Consider the following 16,065-nt stretch of genomic DNA (forward strand, 5'->3'; position numbering starts at 1 on the left):
AATATCGGCGGCGGATGGTGGATGCCATGACAAACGTCCCGCGCACCTCCGGTGCCCATGACGATGCTGATGTGGTGTTGATCGGTGGCGGCATCATGTCGGCGACCTTGGGTTCGATGCTGTCAATCCTGGAGCCCGAATGGCGAATTGTGCTGCTGGAACGCGCCGATGCGCTCGCCACCGAGAGCAGCGGTCCCTGGAACAACGCCGGCACCGGGCACAGCGGATTCTGTGAACTCAACTACATGCCCGATCCCGCGGACGGCGCGAAAGCCACCGGGATCGCCCGGCAGTTCCATCTCAGCCGTCAGTGGTGGTCCTATCTCGCCGAGAACGGTCTGCTCGAGCCCGATGCGTTCATCCACCCGGCAGCACACATGGACGTGGTGTTCGGGCACCGGGATATCGACTATCTGCGGCGTCGATACGAAACACTTTCTGCCGAGCCGATGTTCACGGGAATTCGGTTCAGCGATTGCCCCACCACCATCGAGGACTGGGCGCCGCTGGTGATGCGTGGCCGCGCACCCGATGAACCCGTCGCCGCCACCCTGCATCCCGACGGGACCGATGTCGATTTTGGCGCCCTCACGCGTGCGCTGACACAGATGATCACCGATCGCGGTGCACAGGTGCGCCTGGAACATGAGGTGCGCGTACTCAACCGGGCCAGCGACGGCTCATGGATGGTGAATGGGCTAAATCCCCATGGCGACTTCACCATACGAGCCCGCAGCGTGTTCGTCGGCGCTGGCGGGCACGCGCTGAGGATACTGCAACGCGCCCGCCTTCCCGAGGTGCGTGGTTACGCTGTCCTTCCCGTTGGTGCCGCGTTCCTGCGATGCGGGGATCCCGGCGTGGCGAACCGGCACACGACCAAGGTCTACGGCCAGGCACCCGTCGGCGCACCGCCGATGTCGGTACCGCACCTGGACAAACGCCTGGTTGGCGGGCGGCCGTATCTGATGTTCGGCCCCTACGCGACATTCAGCACCAAGCTCCTCAAACACGGCCGATGGATCGATTTCTTCACCACGGTGCGCTGGCACAACATGCATGTGATCGCGGCCGCGCTCGTCCAGAATCTTTCACTGATCGGATACCTGATCACACAGCTGGTGGCGGGCCCCCGTCAACGATTCGCTCAGTTGCGCCGCTACTACCCCACCGCCGAACCGGGCGATTGGGCGCTTGTCCCGGCAGGTCAACGGGCACAACTCATCAGGCCCGATCGCCGGCGCGTGGGCGTACTCCAGCAAGGCACCGAACTGGTGGTCAACGCGGACCACACCATCGCGGGGCTACTGGGCGCCTCCCCCGGCGCCTCCACGGCGGTTCCGATCATGCTCGAGGCCCTCCAACGCTGCTTCCCGGAGCGCTGGCACACGTCGTGGCGCACAACGATGTTCACCGCGATCCCGGGTGCCGCGGGCCCCGTCTGGGATACGGCGGCCGTCACCGACTCCGTACGGGTCACCGCACGCGCGCTGGGCCTCGACGAAACTAGGCCGTCGAGTTGACGCCGTCGACCGGCGGGACGGTCACGGGCACCCGGTACAGCGGGCCAGTCACCGGTGGCCAGGCATCGAGATCGTCACGCACACAAGCCACTACACAGAACATGTACGTGACCGCCGCCAAACACGGAGCCAGCGCCAGGGTGACGGCGATCTGAGCGGGCGTGTGACCGTAGAAGACAGCGGGAGCCTCGACGACATACTTGATCCGATGTCCCTCGTCGAGCTGAGCACCGGCGATATCCAGCGCCCCGTAACGTAACCGGACCAGTGCGGCCCCGACACCGGCCGCGAGCGCCGAGCCTGCCAGGGCGCCCAAGGCGATCCCGCCCACCATCACCGGGCCACGATGCGCCCGCCACTGCCAGGCCGCGGCCGATACGACCACCGCAACCACCGCCGCCATCCCCGTCAGCAGCGTGGTCGCGATGAAGAAGTTGTCGGCCTGATTGCCCAGATGAACAAACACGCGGCCGTTGTCCCGGGTATCGGCGATGGCGCCGTGCACACCCGGTGCGATGACGCTCCACAGCGCCCCCACCAATACCCCTGCAACGCCCAGGACACCGAAAACCACCGTGGCCGCCTTGACGTGTGAAAAACGCGGCGCGACAGCCTGATCCACGACCGCCGAGGTGACAGTCGCGGGCTCTTCGCCGACGCTCATCGCTACCCGTGGCTCTTCGCCGGCGCTCATCGCTGCTCGAGCTGCTTGGAGTCCGCCTCACCATGACGTGAACACTTCGCGTGCCAACCATCCGGGCGCACCTGCACGATCATCCGCCGCCCGCACGCCGCACAGAATCGCGGCGGCTCCAAGCCCAGCTGTGCCGCCGTCGGCATGACCAGACCAGTCGACCCGTCCATTGATTCGCCGGTGTACACGTTGTACTTACCGGCGGCCACCGGTTCTGTACCCATCACGTACAGGCTATTGGTCACAGGCTGCTGTTGAGTGCCTTGATCGGCATCTGCAGATCGACGAGCAGCTCCAGGTCTGCCTCGGCCGGACGGCCCAGTGTCGTCAGGTAGTTGCCGACGATGACGGCGTTGATACCGCCCAGAATGCCCTGCTTGGCACCCAGATCACCGAGGGTGATCTCACGACCGCCGGCGAAGCGCAGCATGGTGCGCGGCAGCGCGAGACGGAACGCGGCAACGGCGCGCAGCGCGTCAGCGGCCGGGAGCACCTCTAGATCTCCGAAAGGCGTTCCGGGGCGCGGGTTCAGGAAGTTCAACGGAACCTCATCGGGTTCCAGCTCGGCCAGGTTGGCGGCGAATTCGGCGCGCTGCTCAAGGGTCTCACCCATACCGAGGATGCCGCCGCAGCAGACCTCCATGCCCGCCTCGCGAACCATCCGGAGGGTGTCCCAGCGCTCCTCCCAGCTGTGCGTGGTGACCACGTTCGGGAAGTGCGATTTGGCTGTTTCGAGATTGTGGTTGTAGCGGTGCACGCCCATTGCCGAGAGGCGATCCACCTGCTCCTGAGTCAGCATGCCCAGCGAGCAGGCGATCTGGATGTCGACCTCATTGCGAATGGCCTCGATACCGGCAGCGACCTGAGCCAGCAAGCGCTCGTCGGGGCCACGAACCGCGGCCACGATGCAGAACTCGGTGGCGCCGGACTTCGCGGTCTGCTTTGCGGCCTCGACCAGGCTCGGGATATCGAGCCATGCACTGCGTACCGGAGAAGCGAAGAGACCGGATTGCGAGCAGAAATGGCAGTCCTCGGGGCAGCCACCCGTCTTGAGGCTGATGATGCCCTCGACCTCAACCTCGGGGCCACACCACTGCATCCGGACCTCGTGCGCGAGTGCGAGCAGCTCCTCGAGGCGCTCGTCGGGAAGCTGGAGCACGCGCAGGACCTGATCCTGCGTCAGGCCCACCCCCTGCTCGAGCACCTGCTCACGGGCGGTAGCCAGTATGTCGCGATCCGTATCGCCCGCGGTGGTTGCTTCGGCTGCCTGAGTCACGCAGCGCTCCTCACTAGGTCCAAACCTGATACTCAATCCTGAACGGTGTTCAGGTTAGAGTATGGCCATCACCGAGCCAAACAAGGGGCGCGCCGCCCCGCTGAACCGATACGACCTGGTGCGCCGGGCCACCGCGATTCTCGACGACTACGGGATCGCGGATCTCACGATGCGCCGGCTGGCTCGTGAACTCGATATCGCGCCGAGCGCACTGTACTGGCACTTCGCGAACAAACAGCAGCTGCTCGGCGCGGTCGCCGATCACGTGCTGGCGCCCTTGGCCGAAACTGATTGTCGCGATGTGCCCTGGCAGCAGCGCATCGAATTCCTGTGTGCCGCCCTGCGTGACGCTCTGCTATCCCACAAGGACGGAGCGGAGCTGGTGTCGGCGAGCTTCGCCTCCGGCCAGACCTCCCACATGATCACGGTGGTGAACCGCTTGGCCGAGGCCGCCGTCACCTCCGGACTGAGCGCGGTACCGGCCGCCCTGGCCGCCCGCAGCATCGTCTACTACGTCTTGGGTTATGTCGCCGACGAGCAGTCCCGGCTGCAGTGGGATTCGGCCGGTGCGCTGCAAGACGGCCAGTCATTGCTCGCCGACGGCGCGGGGCTGACGGACCCCACCGCGCAGTTCGGATTTGGCGTGCGCCTTCTGGTGGACGGCATCGGCCAGCTGGCCCGCCAGTCCAGCCCGATCAGTTAGAGGCCACCAGCTCCTTGACCCACTGCGGGTCGAAGAGCGCGACGCTCATCTCGGCGAAGACCGCGGGCATCAGCCGTCCGGCCCCCTCGGGAATCACCGCACGCACCGGCGTCTGGAACTGGTTCGCCAGGTCCTCACGATTGAGCCGCTGCGCCAGATCCGGCTCTGCCGGGAAACTCCCCACCACCAGGCCGGCGCAGGGCACTGACTGCGCCGCCAGCGCCTCCAGCGTGAGAGCGGTGTGGTTGAGCGTGCCCAGGTCAGCGGTGGTTACCACCAGCACCGGCGCGTCCAGAACAATCGCCAGATCGCGCAGGGTCTTCCCCCCAGCGGCCAACTCCACCAGCAGGCCACCCGCGCCTTCGACCAGCGTCAGTGCTCCGGGCCGGTCGAGGGCGAATATCGCCGTGGCCATCTGCACGTGGTCCAGCAGGCGAAGGCCCGCCCGCGATGCCGCAGCCACCGGAGCAAGCGGTTCGGGATAACGCGCCAAGGTCTCGACGCGTGTCACCCCGGACAGCCGGGCAACCTCGTCGGCGTCACGGTCCTCGCCGGTTTGCACCGGCTTACACACCGTCACCTCAACGCCTTGGCTCACCGCGGCCGCGGCCAGCGCCGCGGTGGCCACCGTCTTCCCCACTCCCGTCGATGTTCCGGTGACCAGGAGGACCGTCATCGGCGGGCCAGCGCCAATACTCCGGCGAGCACCTCACGTACCCGATCCATATCGGCATCGGTGAGGGAAGCGCGCGCCGTCAGGCGCAGCAGTGACTGCCCTTCGGGGACCGACGGCGGACGGAAGCAGCCCACCCGGACACCCTGCTCCAGGCATGCCTTGGCGGCGTTGAATGCGACCGTGGGGTCTCCCAGCACCACCGGCACCACAGCGGACTCAGGTCTATCCGCCAAACCGCACCACTGACCGAGCGTGGCCGCGTGGTCAAGGACGGCGTGAACCCGTTCCGGCTCGGCAGCCATCAGGCGCAACGCCGCCAGCGCCGACCCGACCGCAGCTGGAGCGAGACCAGTGTCGAAGATAAACGGCCGCGCGGCGTCGACCAGATGTGCGCGAACAGCCTCCGAGCCCAACACCGCCCCACCCTGGCTACCCAGGGCCTTGGAAAGCGTGACGGTGACGACGAGGTCCTCACGTCCGGCAAGACCTACTTCGGCGACCAGCCCGCGACCACCGGCTCCGCGTACACCCAGCCCGTGCGCCTCATCGACCAACAGCACCGCTGCGTGACTGCGACAGACCCCGTACAGGTCGGTCAGTGGTGCGAGTGCGCCATCGGCACTGAAGACCGCATCGGTGAGGACAAGTGCGCGTTCCTCGGGGCGTTGCGCCAGGGCCGCGGCCACCGCCTGCGTATCGCGATAGGGCGTCACCACAACGCGCGCCCTCGACAGGCGGCAAGCATCGATCAGCGAGGCGTGCGTGCGCGCATCGGAGACAATGAGCGTTCCCGGACCGGAAAGTGCCACCACCGCACCGAGATTGGCGGTGTACCCCGAGGAGAAGACCAGTGCCGACTGTGTGCCCATGAGGTCGGCGAGCTCCCGCTCAAGCTCTTCATGCAGTTCGGTGTTGCCGGTGACAAGGCGCGAACCGGTGGAGCCCGCACCCCACACCCGCAAGGCTTCGACGCCGGCCTCGATCACCTCCGGGTGTCGCGCCAGGCCCAGGTAGTCGTTGGACGCCAGGTCGATCTCGGGCTCGGCGGCACTGCGGGTACGTAGCCGCCGACGCAGTCCTGCGGCTTCCCGTTGACGCTCCACCTCACCCAACCAGGCAAGCGGTGATGATGCCTCGACCACCGACGCCTCCTCTCCTGAACGGTGTTCAGGTTAGCGCACACGTGGAAGCCCCCGTCACGGCGTTCGGCCTGGCGACGCGGCCCCCACCGCCGCCGCCGCACGCACCATCGCATCGGCGATCCGCTGTATCTCGTCCTCGCTGCAGATGTACGGCGGCATCGTGTAGATCAAGGTCCGGAACGGCCGCAGCCACACCCCGGCGTCGAGCGCCGCATCGGTGGCGATGCGCATGCCCTGCTGACCCAAGGGCAGTTGCATGTCAATCACCCCGATGGCGCCGCACACCCGCACATCGGCAACTCCATCGAGATCAGCAGCGGGCGCCAGGCCGCTGCGCAGGCCCTCGGAGATCGCCGTAACCCGCGATTTCCAATCCCCTGATTGCAGCAGTTCTATCGAAGCGACCGCTACCGCGCAGGCCAACGGGTTGGCCATGAAGGTCGGTCCGTGCATGAGCGCGCCCGCCGCACCGTCACTGATGGTGCGCGCGATTTTCGCGGTACACAGCGTCGCGGCCAGGGTCAGATAGCCACCGGTCATCGCCTTACCCACACACATGATGTCGGGGCTGACCCCGGCATGGTCGGCTGCGAACAGCTCACCGGTGCGCCCGAAGCCCGTCGCGATCTCGTCGAAGATCAGCAGCACACCGTGCCGGTCGCACATGGCGCGCAGCTCTGCCAAATAGCGCGGATCGTGGAACCGCATTCCGCCGGCACCCTGAACCACCGGCTCGACGATGACGGCCGCCAGTTCGGCGGCATGCTCGGTCAGCTCCGCCTCAAAACGCCGCGTGTACTCGTCGTCGTACGCGTGGGGAACCTTCTCGGCGAAGACCTGCTCGACCAGCACATCGGTCCACAGCGAGTGCATGCCGCCTTCCGGATCGCACACGCTCATCGGGGCGAAGGTGTCGCCGTGATACCCCCCGCGCCAGGTCATCAGACGATGTTTGGCGGGCAGCCCCAGGCTGCGCCAGTACTGCAGCGCCATCTTGATCGCCACTTCCACCGATACCGATCCGGAGTCGCAGAAGAACACCGTCTCCAGACCGGCCGGAGTCAGCTCCACCAGCAGCTGGGCGAGGCGCGCGGCAGGTTCGTGGGTGAGCCCACCGAACATGACATGGCTCATCGAGGCCAACTGCTCGGTCACCGCACGGTCCAGAGCGGGATGGCCGTGGCCGTGGATGCACGACCACCATGAGCTCATCGCGTCGAGCACCTCGACCGATCGGCCATCACGCACCACCGTGATGTTCGGACCGCTCGCACTGGTCACCACCAGCGGCCGTTGCGCGGCATCGGGATCACCGATCCCGCTGTACGGATGCCACAGATGCGCAGCATCGACGGCTCCGACTTCATCGGGTGTCAACCTCGGCACAATCATCGAGCCTGTCACAAACCCTCGGCACGGAGCCATTCGCCTCGTGCGCACACGCCGTTGGCGCGCACCTGCGGAGACTCTCGGCAACCATGGGTACATTGGGGGCGAAAATGTTCTTCGTCTCAGCAACCAAACCCGTGACCGATCCCGAGGTGCCTCCCACCGCGGCGATGGACGCCACCCCAAAACCCAAGAGCAGCAAGGCGTTTTATCGGCACGACCTCGACGGATTGCGCGGAATCGCGATTTTTCTGGTCGCGGTGTTTCACGTCTGGTTCGGCAGGGTGTCGGGTGGAGTTGACGTTTTCTTAACCCTTTCGGGCTTCTTCTACGGCAGCAAGCTACTACGCACAGCGACTACACAGGGAGCCTCGCTCAACCCCGTACCGGTACTGAAGCGACTGGTCCGGCGCTTACTCCCCGCACTGGTTCTGGTGCTGGCGGCCTGTGCCGTACTCACCGTCTTAGTGCAACCCGAGACCCGGTGGGAGACGTTCGCCGAGCAGAGTCTGGCCAGCCTCGGCTACTACCAGAACTGGGAGCTGGCCAACACCGCCGCCGACTATCTGGCAGCCAGCGAGTCGGTCAGCCCACTCCAGCACCTCTGGTCGATGTCGGTTCAGGGCCAGTTCTACGTCGGTTTCCTGGCGTTGGTGTATCTGCTGGCGGTTCTGCTGCGCAAACCACTCGGCAGGCACATCCGCACCGTCCTGGTGGCCGTGATCGCAAGCCTGACCGCCGCATCGTTCGGGTACGCGATCTACGCGCATCTCGACTTCCAGTCGATTGCCTACTACAACACGTTCGCGCGGGCGTGGGAGTTGCTGCTCGGCGTGCTGGTGGGCGCGCTGGTGGCCGGAACCCGCTGGCCGATGTGGCTTCGCCAGGTCCTGAGCATCGCGGCGCTGGCGACGATCCTGTCCTGTGGCGCGCTCATTAACGGCGTGCGGGAGTTCCCGGGCCCGCTGGCCCTCGTACCCGTCGTCGCCACACTCGTCCTCATCTTGTCGGCGGCGAATCTGCCCACCGACACACCACAACCTGCGGCGAACCGGTTCCTGGCCACCAGGCCCCTGGTCGAGCTGGGATCACTGGCCTACTCCCTTTACCTATGGCACTGGCCGCTGCTGGTCTACTGGCTGGTCTATAGCGGTCAGCCCAAGGTCTCCTTGTGGGAAGGTGCCGCCATCCTCGGCATATCCCTGGCGTTGGCCTACCTGACCAACAAATACGTCGAGACTCCCCTGCGGTACCCCCGGCCGGTCGCCCAGCCCTCCACGCTATGGACCAGGCTGCGGCGCCCCACCTTGGCGCTCGGGACCTCCATCGTGTTGATGGCGGTCGCGCTGACCGCCACCTCATTCACCTGGCTCGAACATGTCACGGTGCAACGGTCCAACGGCAAGGAGCTCTCCGGCCTGCGTCCACGGGACTACCCCGGTGCCGGAGCCCTGCTCTACGGCGACCGCGTGCCCGACCTCCCGATGCGGCCCACCACCCTGGAGGCCTCCGACGACCTGCCCATCACCACCGAGCAGGACTGCATCAGCGACTTCCGCAATCGCGCGGTGATCACCTGTACCTACGGCAATCCGCACGCCACGCGAACCATCGCACTGGCCGGTGGGTCGCATGCCGAACACTGGATCACCGCCCTCGACATTCTGGGGCGCCAACACAACTTCAAGATCACCACCTATCTCAAGATGGGTTGCCCGCTCAGTACCGAAGAGGTCCCCCGCATCGCCGGGTCCAACGACCCATACCCCGATTGCAAGAAATGGGTCGACGAGGTGATGGCGCGGTTGATCAAGGAACACCCCGACTACGTCTTCACCACCACCACCCGTCCGCGCTCCGCGCTTGGCACCGGCGATGTGATGCCCGATAGCTACCTGGGCATCTGGTCGGCGTTCGACGAGGCGGGGATTCCTGTTCTCGGAATGCGCGACACGCCCTGGCTGATCGACAGGGACGGCACCACCTACACCGCCGCCGACTGCATTTCGGCGGGGGGAACCTCCGATTCGTGCGCCATGGATCGCAACCGCGCGCTCGATGACGTGAATCCCACGCTCGCCATCGCGAATCAGTTCCCACTGCTCAAGATTCTCGATATGACCAAGGCCGTCTGCCGCTCCGACAAATGTCGTGTAGTCGAAGGAAACGTGTTGGTGTATCACGATTCTCACCACATCTCGGCGACCTACATGCGCACCATGACCAAGGAGCTGGGACGCCAGATCGCGCTCGCGACCGGTTGGTGGCGGACCACCCCGCCGGGCAAGTGAGGCGCGCGATTCCGGTGTAGACCGATAGGGTCTATCACTATGACCCTGCCACCACTTCAGGTATGGCCGGGCAACCCGTATCCGCTGGGCGCCACCTATGACGGAGCCGGCACCAACTTCTCGTTGTTCTCCGAGGTCGCGACGGCCGTCGAACTGTGCCTGATCGCCAAGGACGGCACGGAAACCCGAGTGCCACTCGATGAGGTCGATGGGTACGTGTGGCACTGCTACCTGCCAACCGTCTCCCCCGGCCAGCGTTACGGATTCCGGGTACACGGTCCCTGGGAGCCTGAGGCGGGGCACCGCTGCGACCCCAACAAGCTGCTCCTCGACCCGTACGGCAAGGCCTTTCACGGCGAGTTCGGCTACACCCCCGAGGCGGATCCGCCGCTGCTCTCGTACCAGACTGATCCACTGGACACCGAGACACTCGTCGCACGCGACTCGCTGGGCCACACCATGACCTCTGTGGTCATCAACCCCTACTTCGACTGGGGTTCGGATCGTGGCCCACGCACTCCGTACCACGAGACGGTGATCTACGAGGCGCATGTCAAAGGCATGACTCAGACCCATCCCGGAATTCCCGAGGAACTTCGGGGCACCTACGCCGGTCTGGCGCATCCGGTCGTCATCGAGCACCTGCGTTCCCTCGGTGTCACCGCCATCGAACTGATGCCCGTGCACCAGTTCTTCCAAGACAGCCGGCTGATTGCCCTCGGGTTGCGAAACTATTGGGGGTACAACACCTTCGGATTCCTGGCTCCGCATGCGGGGTACGCGTCATCGCCGCACGCGGGCGGCGCCGTCGCCGAATTCAAGGCAATGGTTCGCGCTCTGCACGAGGCGGGTATCGAGGTCATCCTCGACGTCGTCTACAACCACACGGCCGAGGGCGATCACATCGGCCCCACCCTGAGTTTCCGCGGCATCGACAATCGCGCCTACTACAAACTCAACGACGACAACCTCGCGCGCTACACCGACTACACCGGAACGGGAAACAGTCTCAACGCTCGCCACCCGCACACGTTGCAGCTCATCATGGACTCGCTGCGCTACTGGGTCACCGAAATGCATGTCGACGGATTCCGGTTCGACCTGGCCTCCACCCTGGCCCGCGAGTTGCATGACGTCGATCGCCTGTCCGCCTTTTTCGACCTGGTGCAGCAAGACCCGATCGTCAGTCAGGTCAAACTGATCGCCGAACCCTGGGATATCGGCGAGGGCGGATACCAGGTGGGCAACTTCCCCGGCTTGTGGACCGAATGGAACGGGAAGTTCCGCGACACAGTCCGCGATTATTGGCGCGGAGAGCCCGCCACCCTCGGCGAATTCGCTTCGCGCCTCACCGGCTCCTCAGATCTCTACGAGGCGACCGGGCGCCGCCCCAGTGCGAGCATCAACTTCGTCACCGCGCATGACGGCTTCACACTCCGAGACCTGGTCTCGTACAACGAGAAACACAATGAGGCCAATGGTGAGGACAACCGGGACGGAGAAACTCACAACCGCTCGTGGAACTGCGGTGTGGAAGGTCCCACCGATGATCCGGAGATTCTGGCGCTGCGTGCCCGCCAGATGCGCAACATTTTCGCGACCCTGGTGCTGAGTCAGGGCACGCCGATGCTCTCGCACGGCGACGAGATCGGGCGCACCCAGCAGGGCAATAACAACGTGTACTGCCAGGATTCGACACTGTCCTGGATGGACTGGGAGCTGGCTGAGACAAATTCCGACCTGCTGCAGTTCGCCAGAACGGTGATCGCGCTGCGTAAACAGCACCCGGTGTTCCGCCGCCGCCGCTTCTTCGCCGGACGACCGATCCGCGAGGGCGAGGAGGTACGCGACATCGCGTGGCTGACACCCGCGGGCGAGGAAATGACCACCGCCGACTGGGACAGCGGTTTCGGCAAGAGTCTGGCCGTCTTCCTCAACGGCGATGCGATCCCCGAACCCAATGCCCGCGGCGAACGCGTGTCGGGCGACTCGTTCCTGCTGTGTTTCAACGCCTATGACGAACCGCTGGATTTCGTGACACCCGACGGCGACTATGCGACGCAGTGGACAGCCGTCCTCGACACTGCCGAACCCGACGGACAATGCTCGGCGATAGTCGACGCGGGCAAGGCCGTGCGCGTGCAGGACCGCGCCCTGGTCGTGCTGCGCAAGAGCGGATAGTCGGCGCTACGTCAGGTAGCGGAATGCCGCCGAATCCGGTTCCAGCCGTTCGATATCAAGGTCCGACGCGTACATGCGGTCCAGCAAGCCCGCGAGATCCTCGGCATTGCTGAGCTCGATGCCCACCAGGGCGGCACCCATCTCGCGGTTGTTCCGCTTGACGTACTCGAACAGCGTGATGTCGTCGTTGGGCCCGAGTATGTCGCCCAGGAATCGGCGCAACGCCCCCGGCTCCTGCGGGAAGTCGACCAGGAAGTAGTGCTTGAGCCCCAGGTGCACCAATGAGCGCTCCAGGATCTCGCCGTACCGCGAAACATCGTTGTTGCCACCGGAAATTAGGCAGACTACCGTCTCACCGGGGGCCAGATCCAGTTCTGACAGCGCGGCGACCGACAGGGCGCCGGCAGGCTCGGCGATGATGCCTTCGTTCTGGTACAGCTCGAGCATGGCCGTGCAAGCGGCACCTTCGTCGACAGTCATCAATGTCAATGTCTCTCCGGCCGCAGCCAGCAGCCGGTACGGAACCGCGCCGGCCACCTGTACTGCGCAGCCGTCGACGAACGGATCGACATGATCGAGTGGAACCGGGCCACCGGCCCGCATCGCGGCCGCCATACACGCCGCACCGGCCGGCTCGACACCGACGACCCGCACCTGAGGAGCCCGTTCCCGCAGGTACGTGACGATCCCGGAGATGCACCCGCCGCCACCGACCGGAACCACCACAACGTCCGGCCGGACATCGAGCTGGTCGAGGATCTCGGCGGCAATGGTGCCCTGCCCGGCAATGGTCCGCGGATCGTCGAACGCCGGGACAAGGGTGGCCCCAGTGCGTTCGGCGTCGGCCTTGGCCGCCGCGGCCGCCTCGTCATAGCCGTGCCCGACAGCGATGAGCTCAACGAACCCGTTGCCGTGATAGATGATCCGTTGCCGCTTCTGCTTCGGAGTCTTGCTAGGGATGTACACGCGCCCGTGTACACCCATCGAATTGCAGGCCAACGCAAACCCCTGGGCGTGGTTTCCGGCGCTGGAGCACACGACGCCCGCAGCCTTCTCCTCGTCGCTGAGCTGCATCAAGAGGTTGAACGCACCACGCAGTTTGTACGAGCGAACCGATTGCAGATCTTCACGCTTGAGATAGACGTTGGCCCCGGTGAGCGCCGACAGGCGATCGGCGTGCTGGACGGGAGTCGGGTGCACCACCTCGTCGATGCGCTTGGCCGCCGCGTCGATATCACTGGCGGTGACGGCCTGAGCCGTGCTCAAGAGACAGGTGTCAGCACGAAAACCGGGATCTGACGGTCGGTCTTGGTTTGGTATTCCGCGTACGGCGGGTAGGCCTCGACGGCGCGATCCCACCACTGTGCCTTCTCGTCGCCGACCACCTCGCGTGACTGGTAGTCCTTGGTGATGCTGCCGTCCTGCAGCTCGACGAGCGGGTTCTCTTTGACGTTGTAGTACCAGACGGGGTTCTTGGGTGCACCGCCCAGCGAGGCCACGATGGCGTACTCGCCGTTGTGCTCCACTCGCATCAGGGCGATCTTGCGCAGCTTGCCGGACTTCGCGCCCAGTGTCGTCAGCAGGATCACCGGCATGTCCGCAATGGTGATGCCGTCGGTGGTCCCACTCTCGATGATCTTGGCCACCTGCTTCTGCGACCAATCGAGTCCACTGGGTTCGTATTCACCGGTTAATGGCATGCCGCCAACTGTATCGCCCCAGGCATCGGGGAATCACGCCGATAATGCCGAACACCCGGGAGCCCTGCCCGCATCGGACACCCCGCGACTTTATTTTTAGAGCCCACGATGCGAGTGTTCGGTTGACCGAACTTCCCGATTAGGCATATCCTTCATTCATGACGACGTTCGAGCGCGCAGCACATGGAGTGCGGCCGATTGACGTCGCCGCCGTGCCCGCCTACAAGCTGCTGGCATTGGGAGTCGGCACGGCGGTGTTCGTGGTGGCGCTCTTGCTGGTGGCATCGCTGTCGACCGCGGTGCTCTCGGCCGCCGCTGTGGCCAGCATGGTCTGGCTGACCGGCTCGTTCATTCACTGAGCAGAACCATCCAACGGGGTGTAATACATCCCCATGTCTTCACCAAGCCAATCGGCCGCCGGGCATCCCGGTGAGCACCGCATGGAGCGGCTGGCCCACGAGGTGACCGATGACGTACTGGCCGCCGAGAAACATCTCCCTTCCTGGTTGCGCCCCGGCGCTCCGGAAAGCCGAATACCGGTTCTTATCGCTCTTGTGGCGGCGATCGGCCTTCAGCTGGCCATCCCCGCACAGTTCAATCTGACGCCGCGCTGGCCGCTCCCGGCCCTTGAGTCCGCGCTCCTCGTAGTCCTGGTGATCCTGAACCCGATAAAGTTCACGCGTTCAACAACTCTCGGGCGTTGGGCGACATATGTGCTGATCGCTGCGATCACCGCCGACAACACCATCTCGGCGGCGCTGCTGGATTACAAGATCGTCACCGGGCAGATGGGTGACAATCCGCGGGTACTCCTGGGCAGTGGCCTGGCCATCTTCATCACCAACATCATCGTGTTCGGCATGTGGTACTGGGAGTTCGACCGCGGTGGACCGTTCGCGCGCCACACCACCGAACGGCCGCACCCGGATTTCATGTTTCCGCAGATGGCCAATCCCGAACTCGCTCCGCCAGATTGGCGCCCGAAGTTCCCTGACTACCTCTACGTGAGCTTCACCAACGTCGTCGCGTTCTCCCCCACCGACACCATGCCCTTGTCGCGCTGGGCGAAGATGCTGATGACCTTGCAGTCGATGGTCGCGCTGTCCACAGTGGCGCTGGTGCTGGCCCGCGCCGTGAACATTCTGGGCTAGCGGTGATCCCGCAGGGCTCGGCCACGACATCGGAGGTCCCCGGGACTCTCAACCGGATTCTGCACCTGGCCACGATGCTCGCGGTGAACGCGATTCCCCTCACCGGCTGGTTCGTGGGCGGGTGGACCGCCGGCACGACGCTGGCGGTCTACTGGTTCGAGACCGTGGTGGCGTCCCTGTTCGTCGCACTCCGGGCACTTCTTCACAAGCGGTGGAGTCCGCGCCACGGGCACTTCCGGTACGAGGCACCGGGACCGGATCAGCGCTACTCCCGAACTTCCTTCATCAAGGGATTCCTCTTCACGACTCTTATCTTTTCGGCGGCGCACGGGTTCTTCCTGGCTGTCATCGTGTTGCTACTCACCCACAACGGCAAGGCCGCACTGATTGGCATCGATTGGCACACTGTCGGATTCGGATGCCTGCAGGTTCTTGTCGCGCTGGCCGTCGACTTTTTGATCGACCTTCCATCACTGCGCCGCTGGTCTTTCTGGCAGCTGGAGGTGATGGCAAGCCGTGGCTTCATGCGCGTTGCCGTCGTGCACCTCACCTTGATTTTCGGGATGTTCGCGGTCGCGGTTACCGACGCACCCTCGGCGCTGTTCGGCGTGTTCGTCGTTCTGAAGACCATGTATTCGCTCAGTGTCACGTTCCCGCAATGGGAGCCGGCCACCCCGCCGCGCTGGCTCAGCCGGGCGATGAACCGGATCCCCAGCGCACGGCCCGGACTGACCTTCGAGCAGCAATGGGCCAAGGACCGGAACGCAGAGGCGGCACGGCGGAAGAAGAATGAAGAGCCCTGGACAGGGACGCGGCGTTGAACGCTTCTCAGATGGGGTCGCTGCTGGAGTAGGTGTCGGTCGACTCCGGGCGCGCGCCGTAGCGCTGGGCATATGTCTGGTGCTTGCGCGCATGCTTTTCGCGGTTACCGATATCGGCGAGTTTCGGGTCCAGATCGTGCTGGGCCAACCGGTAGCGGCGCCAGATCTTGTTGAGAGCGTGGGTCATCAGGATCGCCCAGACGTAGATGGGCAGGGTGATCGCCACATGCAAGAGCAGTCCACCCGGTAGGAGCCAGAACGGCGCCAGGATGAAGTGCGGCGGGATCACGTACCGGATCATGTGCCTCCGCACCGCTCCGGGGCCGGACAGATCGTTGGTCACCCAATCCCGCATCGAGTCCGGCAAGCGCTTTCCGTAGGCGTAGGTGATGTACTGCCCCGCAGTGGGCCGATCCGTTGTCATACACACTCCTGGCGTCTTATGCGGCTCTCGCCGGAGTGAGCAGCAGACAGCCCTGCTGAGTACAGGTAAGGCCCCGACGAGAGCCGTCAGGAACTAT

The 16,065-nt window shown here is 64.9% G+C and carries 16 protein-coding genes; 7 read left to right on the top strand and 9 right to left on the bottom strand.

Annotated elements, in window-relative coordinates; translation table 11 throughout:
- The first annotated feature begins 26 nt into the window (after positions 1-26).
- Positions 27-1,520 (top strand): malate:quinone oxidoreductase, encoded by a 1,494-nt coding sequence (locus AOT87_RS06095; RefSeq protein ID WP_109398737.1) that lies wholly within the window; start codon positions 27-29, stop codon positions 1,518-1,520.
- Here the strand turns inward: AOT87_RS06095 and AOT87_RS06100 are convergent.
- From AOT87_RS06100 to bioB, 3 genes are read right to left on the bottom strand one after another with little or no spacing between them, the layout of a single operon-like run.
- A complete protein-coding gene (locus AOT87_RS06100) occupies positions 1,504-2,214 on the bottom strand; it encodes a DUF2567 domain-containing protein (protein WP_057969063.1) in 711 nt (236 codons plus the stop codon). The two genes, AOT87_RS06095 and AOT87_RS06100, sit on opposite strands and share 17 nt — an antisense overlap.
- Positions 2,211-2,459: a hypothetical protein gene (locus AOT87_RS06105; protein WP_057969064.1), complete on the bottom strand. Its 249-nt coding sequence runs from the start codon at positions 2,457-2,459 to the stop codon at positions 2,211-2,213. The genes AOT87_RS06100 and AOT87_RS06105 overlap by 4 nt, the downstream gene beginning before the upstream one ends.
- Positions 2,456-3,490, bottom strand: coding sequence for a biotin synthase BioB (gene bioB / locus AOT87_RS06110; RefSeq protein ID WP_030093407.1), 1,035 nt, complete (start codon positions 3,488-3,490; stop codon positions 2,456-2,458). The genes AOT87_RS06105 and bioB overlap by 4 nt, the downstream gene beginning before the upstream one ends.
- Before the next feature lie 61 nt (positions 3,491-3,551).
- Between bioB and AOT87_RS06115 the strand changes: the two genes are divergently transcribed.
- Positions 3,552-4,193 carry a TetR/AcrR family transcriptional regulator C-terminal domain-containing protein gene (locus AOT87_RS06115; protein ID WP_057969065.1) on the top strand — a complete coding sequence of 214 codons (642 nt, stop codon included), beginning with the start codon at positions 3,552-3,554 and terminating at the stop codon, positions 4,191-4,193.
- Here AOT87_RS06115 and bioD read toward each other — a convergent pair.
- From bioD to AOT87_RS06130, 3 genes are read right to left on the bottom strand one after another with little or no spacing between them, the layout of a single operon-like run.
- On the bottom strand, positions 4,186-4,869 hold the full coding sequence (bioD, locus tag AOT87_RS06120; RefSeq protein WP_057969066.1) for a dethiobiotin synthase: 684 nt from the start codon (positions 4,867-4,869) through the stop codon (positions 4,186-4,188). The genes AOT87_RS06115 and bioD overlap by 8 nt on opposite strands.
- A complete protein-coding gene (locus AOT87_RS06125) occupies positions 4,866-6,011 on the bottom strand; it encodes an 8-amino-7-oxononanoate synthase (protein ID WP_057969067.1) in 1,146 nt (381 codons plus the stop codon). The genes bioD and AOT87_RS06125 overlap by 4 nt, the downstream gene beginning before the upstream one ends.
- Positions 6,012-6,065: 54 nt before the next feature.
- Entirely contained in the window at positions 6,066-7,388 is a 1,323-nt protein-coding gene (locus AOT87_RS06130) for an adenosylmethionine--8-amino-7-oxononanoate transaminase (RefSeq protein WP_196326203.1), read from the bottom strand.
- 122 nt (positions 7,389-7,510) lie between these two features.
- On the opposite strand from AOT87_RS06130, the gene AOT87_RS06135 reads away from it, so the two are divergent.
- Together AOT87_RS06135 and glgX are read left to right on the top strand one after the other, a co-directional pair.
- A complete protein-coding gene (locus tag AOT87_RS06135) occupies positions 7,511-9,691 on the top strand; it encodes an acyltransferase family protein (protein ID WP_057969068.1) in 2,181 nt (726 codons plus the stop codon).
- Between the two features lie 39 nt (positions 9,692-9,730).
- Positions 9,731-11,872 (top strand): glycogen debranching protein GlgX, encoded by a 2,142-nt coding sequence (glgX, locus tag AOT87_RS06140; protein WP_057965883.1) that lies wholly within the window; start codon positions 9,731-9,733, stop codon positions 11,870-11,872.
- Between the two features lie 6 nt (positions 11,873-11,878).
- Here the strand turns inward: glgX and ilvA are convergent, their stop codons facing one another.
- Together ilvA and AOT87_RS06150 are read right to left on the bottom strand one after the other, a co-directional pair.
- Complete coding sequence (ilvA, locus tag AOT87_RS06145) at positions 11,879-13,138, bottom strand: threonine ammonia-lyase IlvA (protein ID WP_030093414.1); 1,260 nt, start codon at positions 13,136-13,138, stop codon at positions 11,879-11,881.
- Positions 13,135-13,572 (bottom strand): nitroreductase family deazaflavin-dependent oxidoreductase, encoded by a 438-nt coding sequence (locus AOT87_RS06150; protein WP_030093415.1) that lies wholly within the window; start codon positions 13,570-13,572, stop codon positions 13,135-13,137. The genes ilvA and AOT87_RS06150 overlap by 4 nt, the downstream gene beginning before the upstream one ends.
- Before the next feature lie 158 nt (positions 13,573-13,730).
- Between AOT87_RS06150 and AOT87_RS06155 the strand changes: the two genes are divergently transcribed.
- From AOT87_RS06155 to AOT87_RS06165, 3 genes are read left to right on the top strand one after another with little or no spacing between them, the layout of a single operon-like run.
- Positions 13,731-13,931, top strand: a complete 201-nt coding sequence (locus tag AOT87_RS06155; protein ID WP_030093416.1) for a hypothetical protein — start codon at positions 13,731-13,733, stop codon at positions 13,929-13,931.
- A 33-nt stretch (positions 13,932-13,964) separates the two neighbouring features.
- On the top strand, positions 13,965-14,723 hold the full coding sequence (locus tag AOT87_RS06160; protein WP_030093417.1) for a hypothetical protein: 759 nt from the start codon (positions 13,965-13,967) through the stop codon (positions 14,721-14,723).
- 5 nt (positions 14,724-14,728) lie between these two features.
- A complete protein-coding gene (locus AOT87_RS06165; RefSeq protein ID WP_256364547.1) occupies positions 14,729-15,544 on the top strand; it encodes a DUF6498-containing protein in 816 nt (271 codons plus the stop codon).
- A 7-nt stretch (positions 15,545-15,551) separates the two neighbouring features.
- Here AOT87_RS06165 and AOT87_RS06170 read toward each other — a convergent pair whose 3' ends face one another.
- Positions 15,552-15,968: a DUF5313 domain-containing protein gene (locus AOT87_RS06170; protein WP_030093419.1), complete on the bottom strand. Its 417-nt coding sequence runs from the start codon at positions 15,966-15,968 to the stop codon at positions 15,552-15,554.
- Positions 15,969-16,065 lie beyond the last annotated feature (97 nt).

Source organism: Mycobacteroides sp. H003, assembly GCF_001440135.1.
Taxonomy (GTDB): domain Bacteria; phylum Actinomycetota; class Actinomycetes; order Mycobacteriales; family Mycobacteriaceae; genus Mycobacterium; species Mycobacterium gwanakae.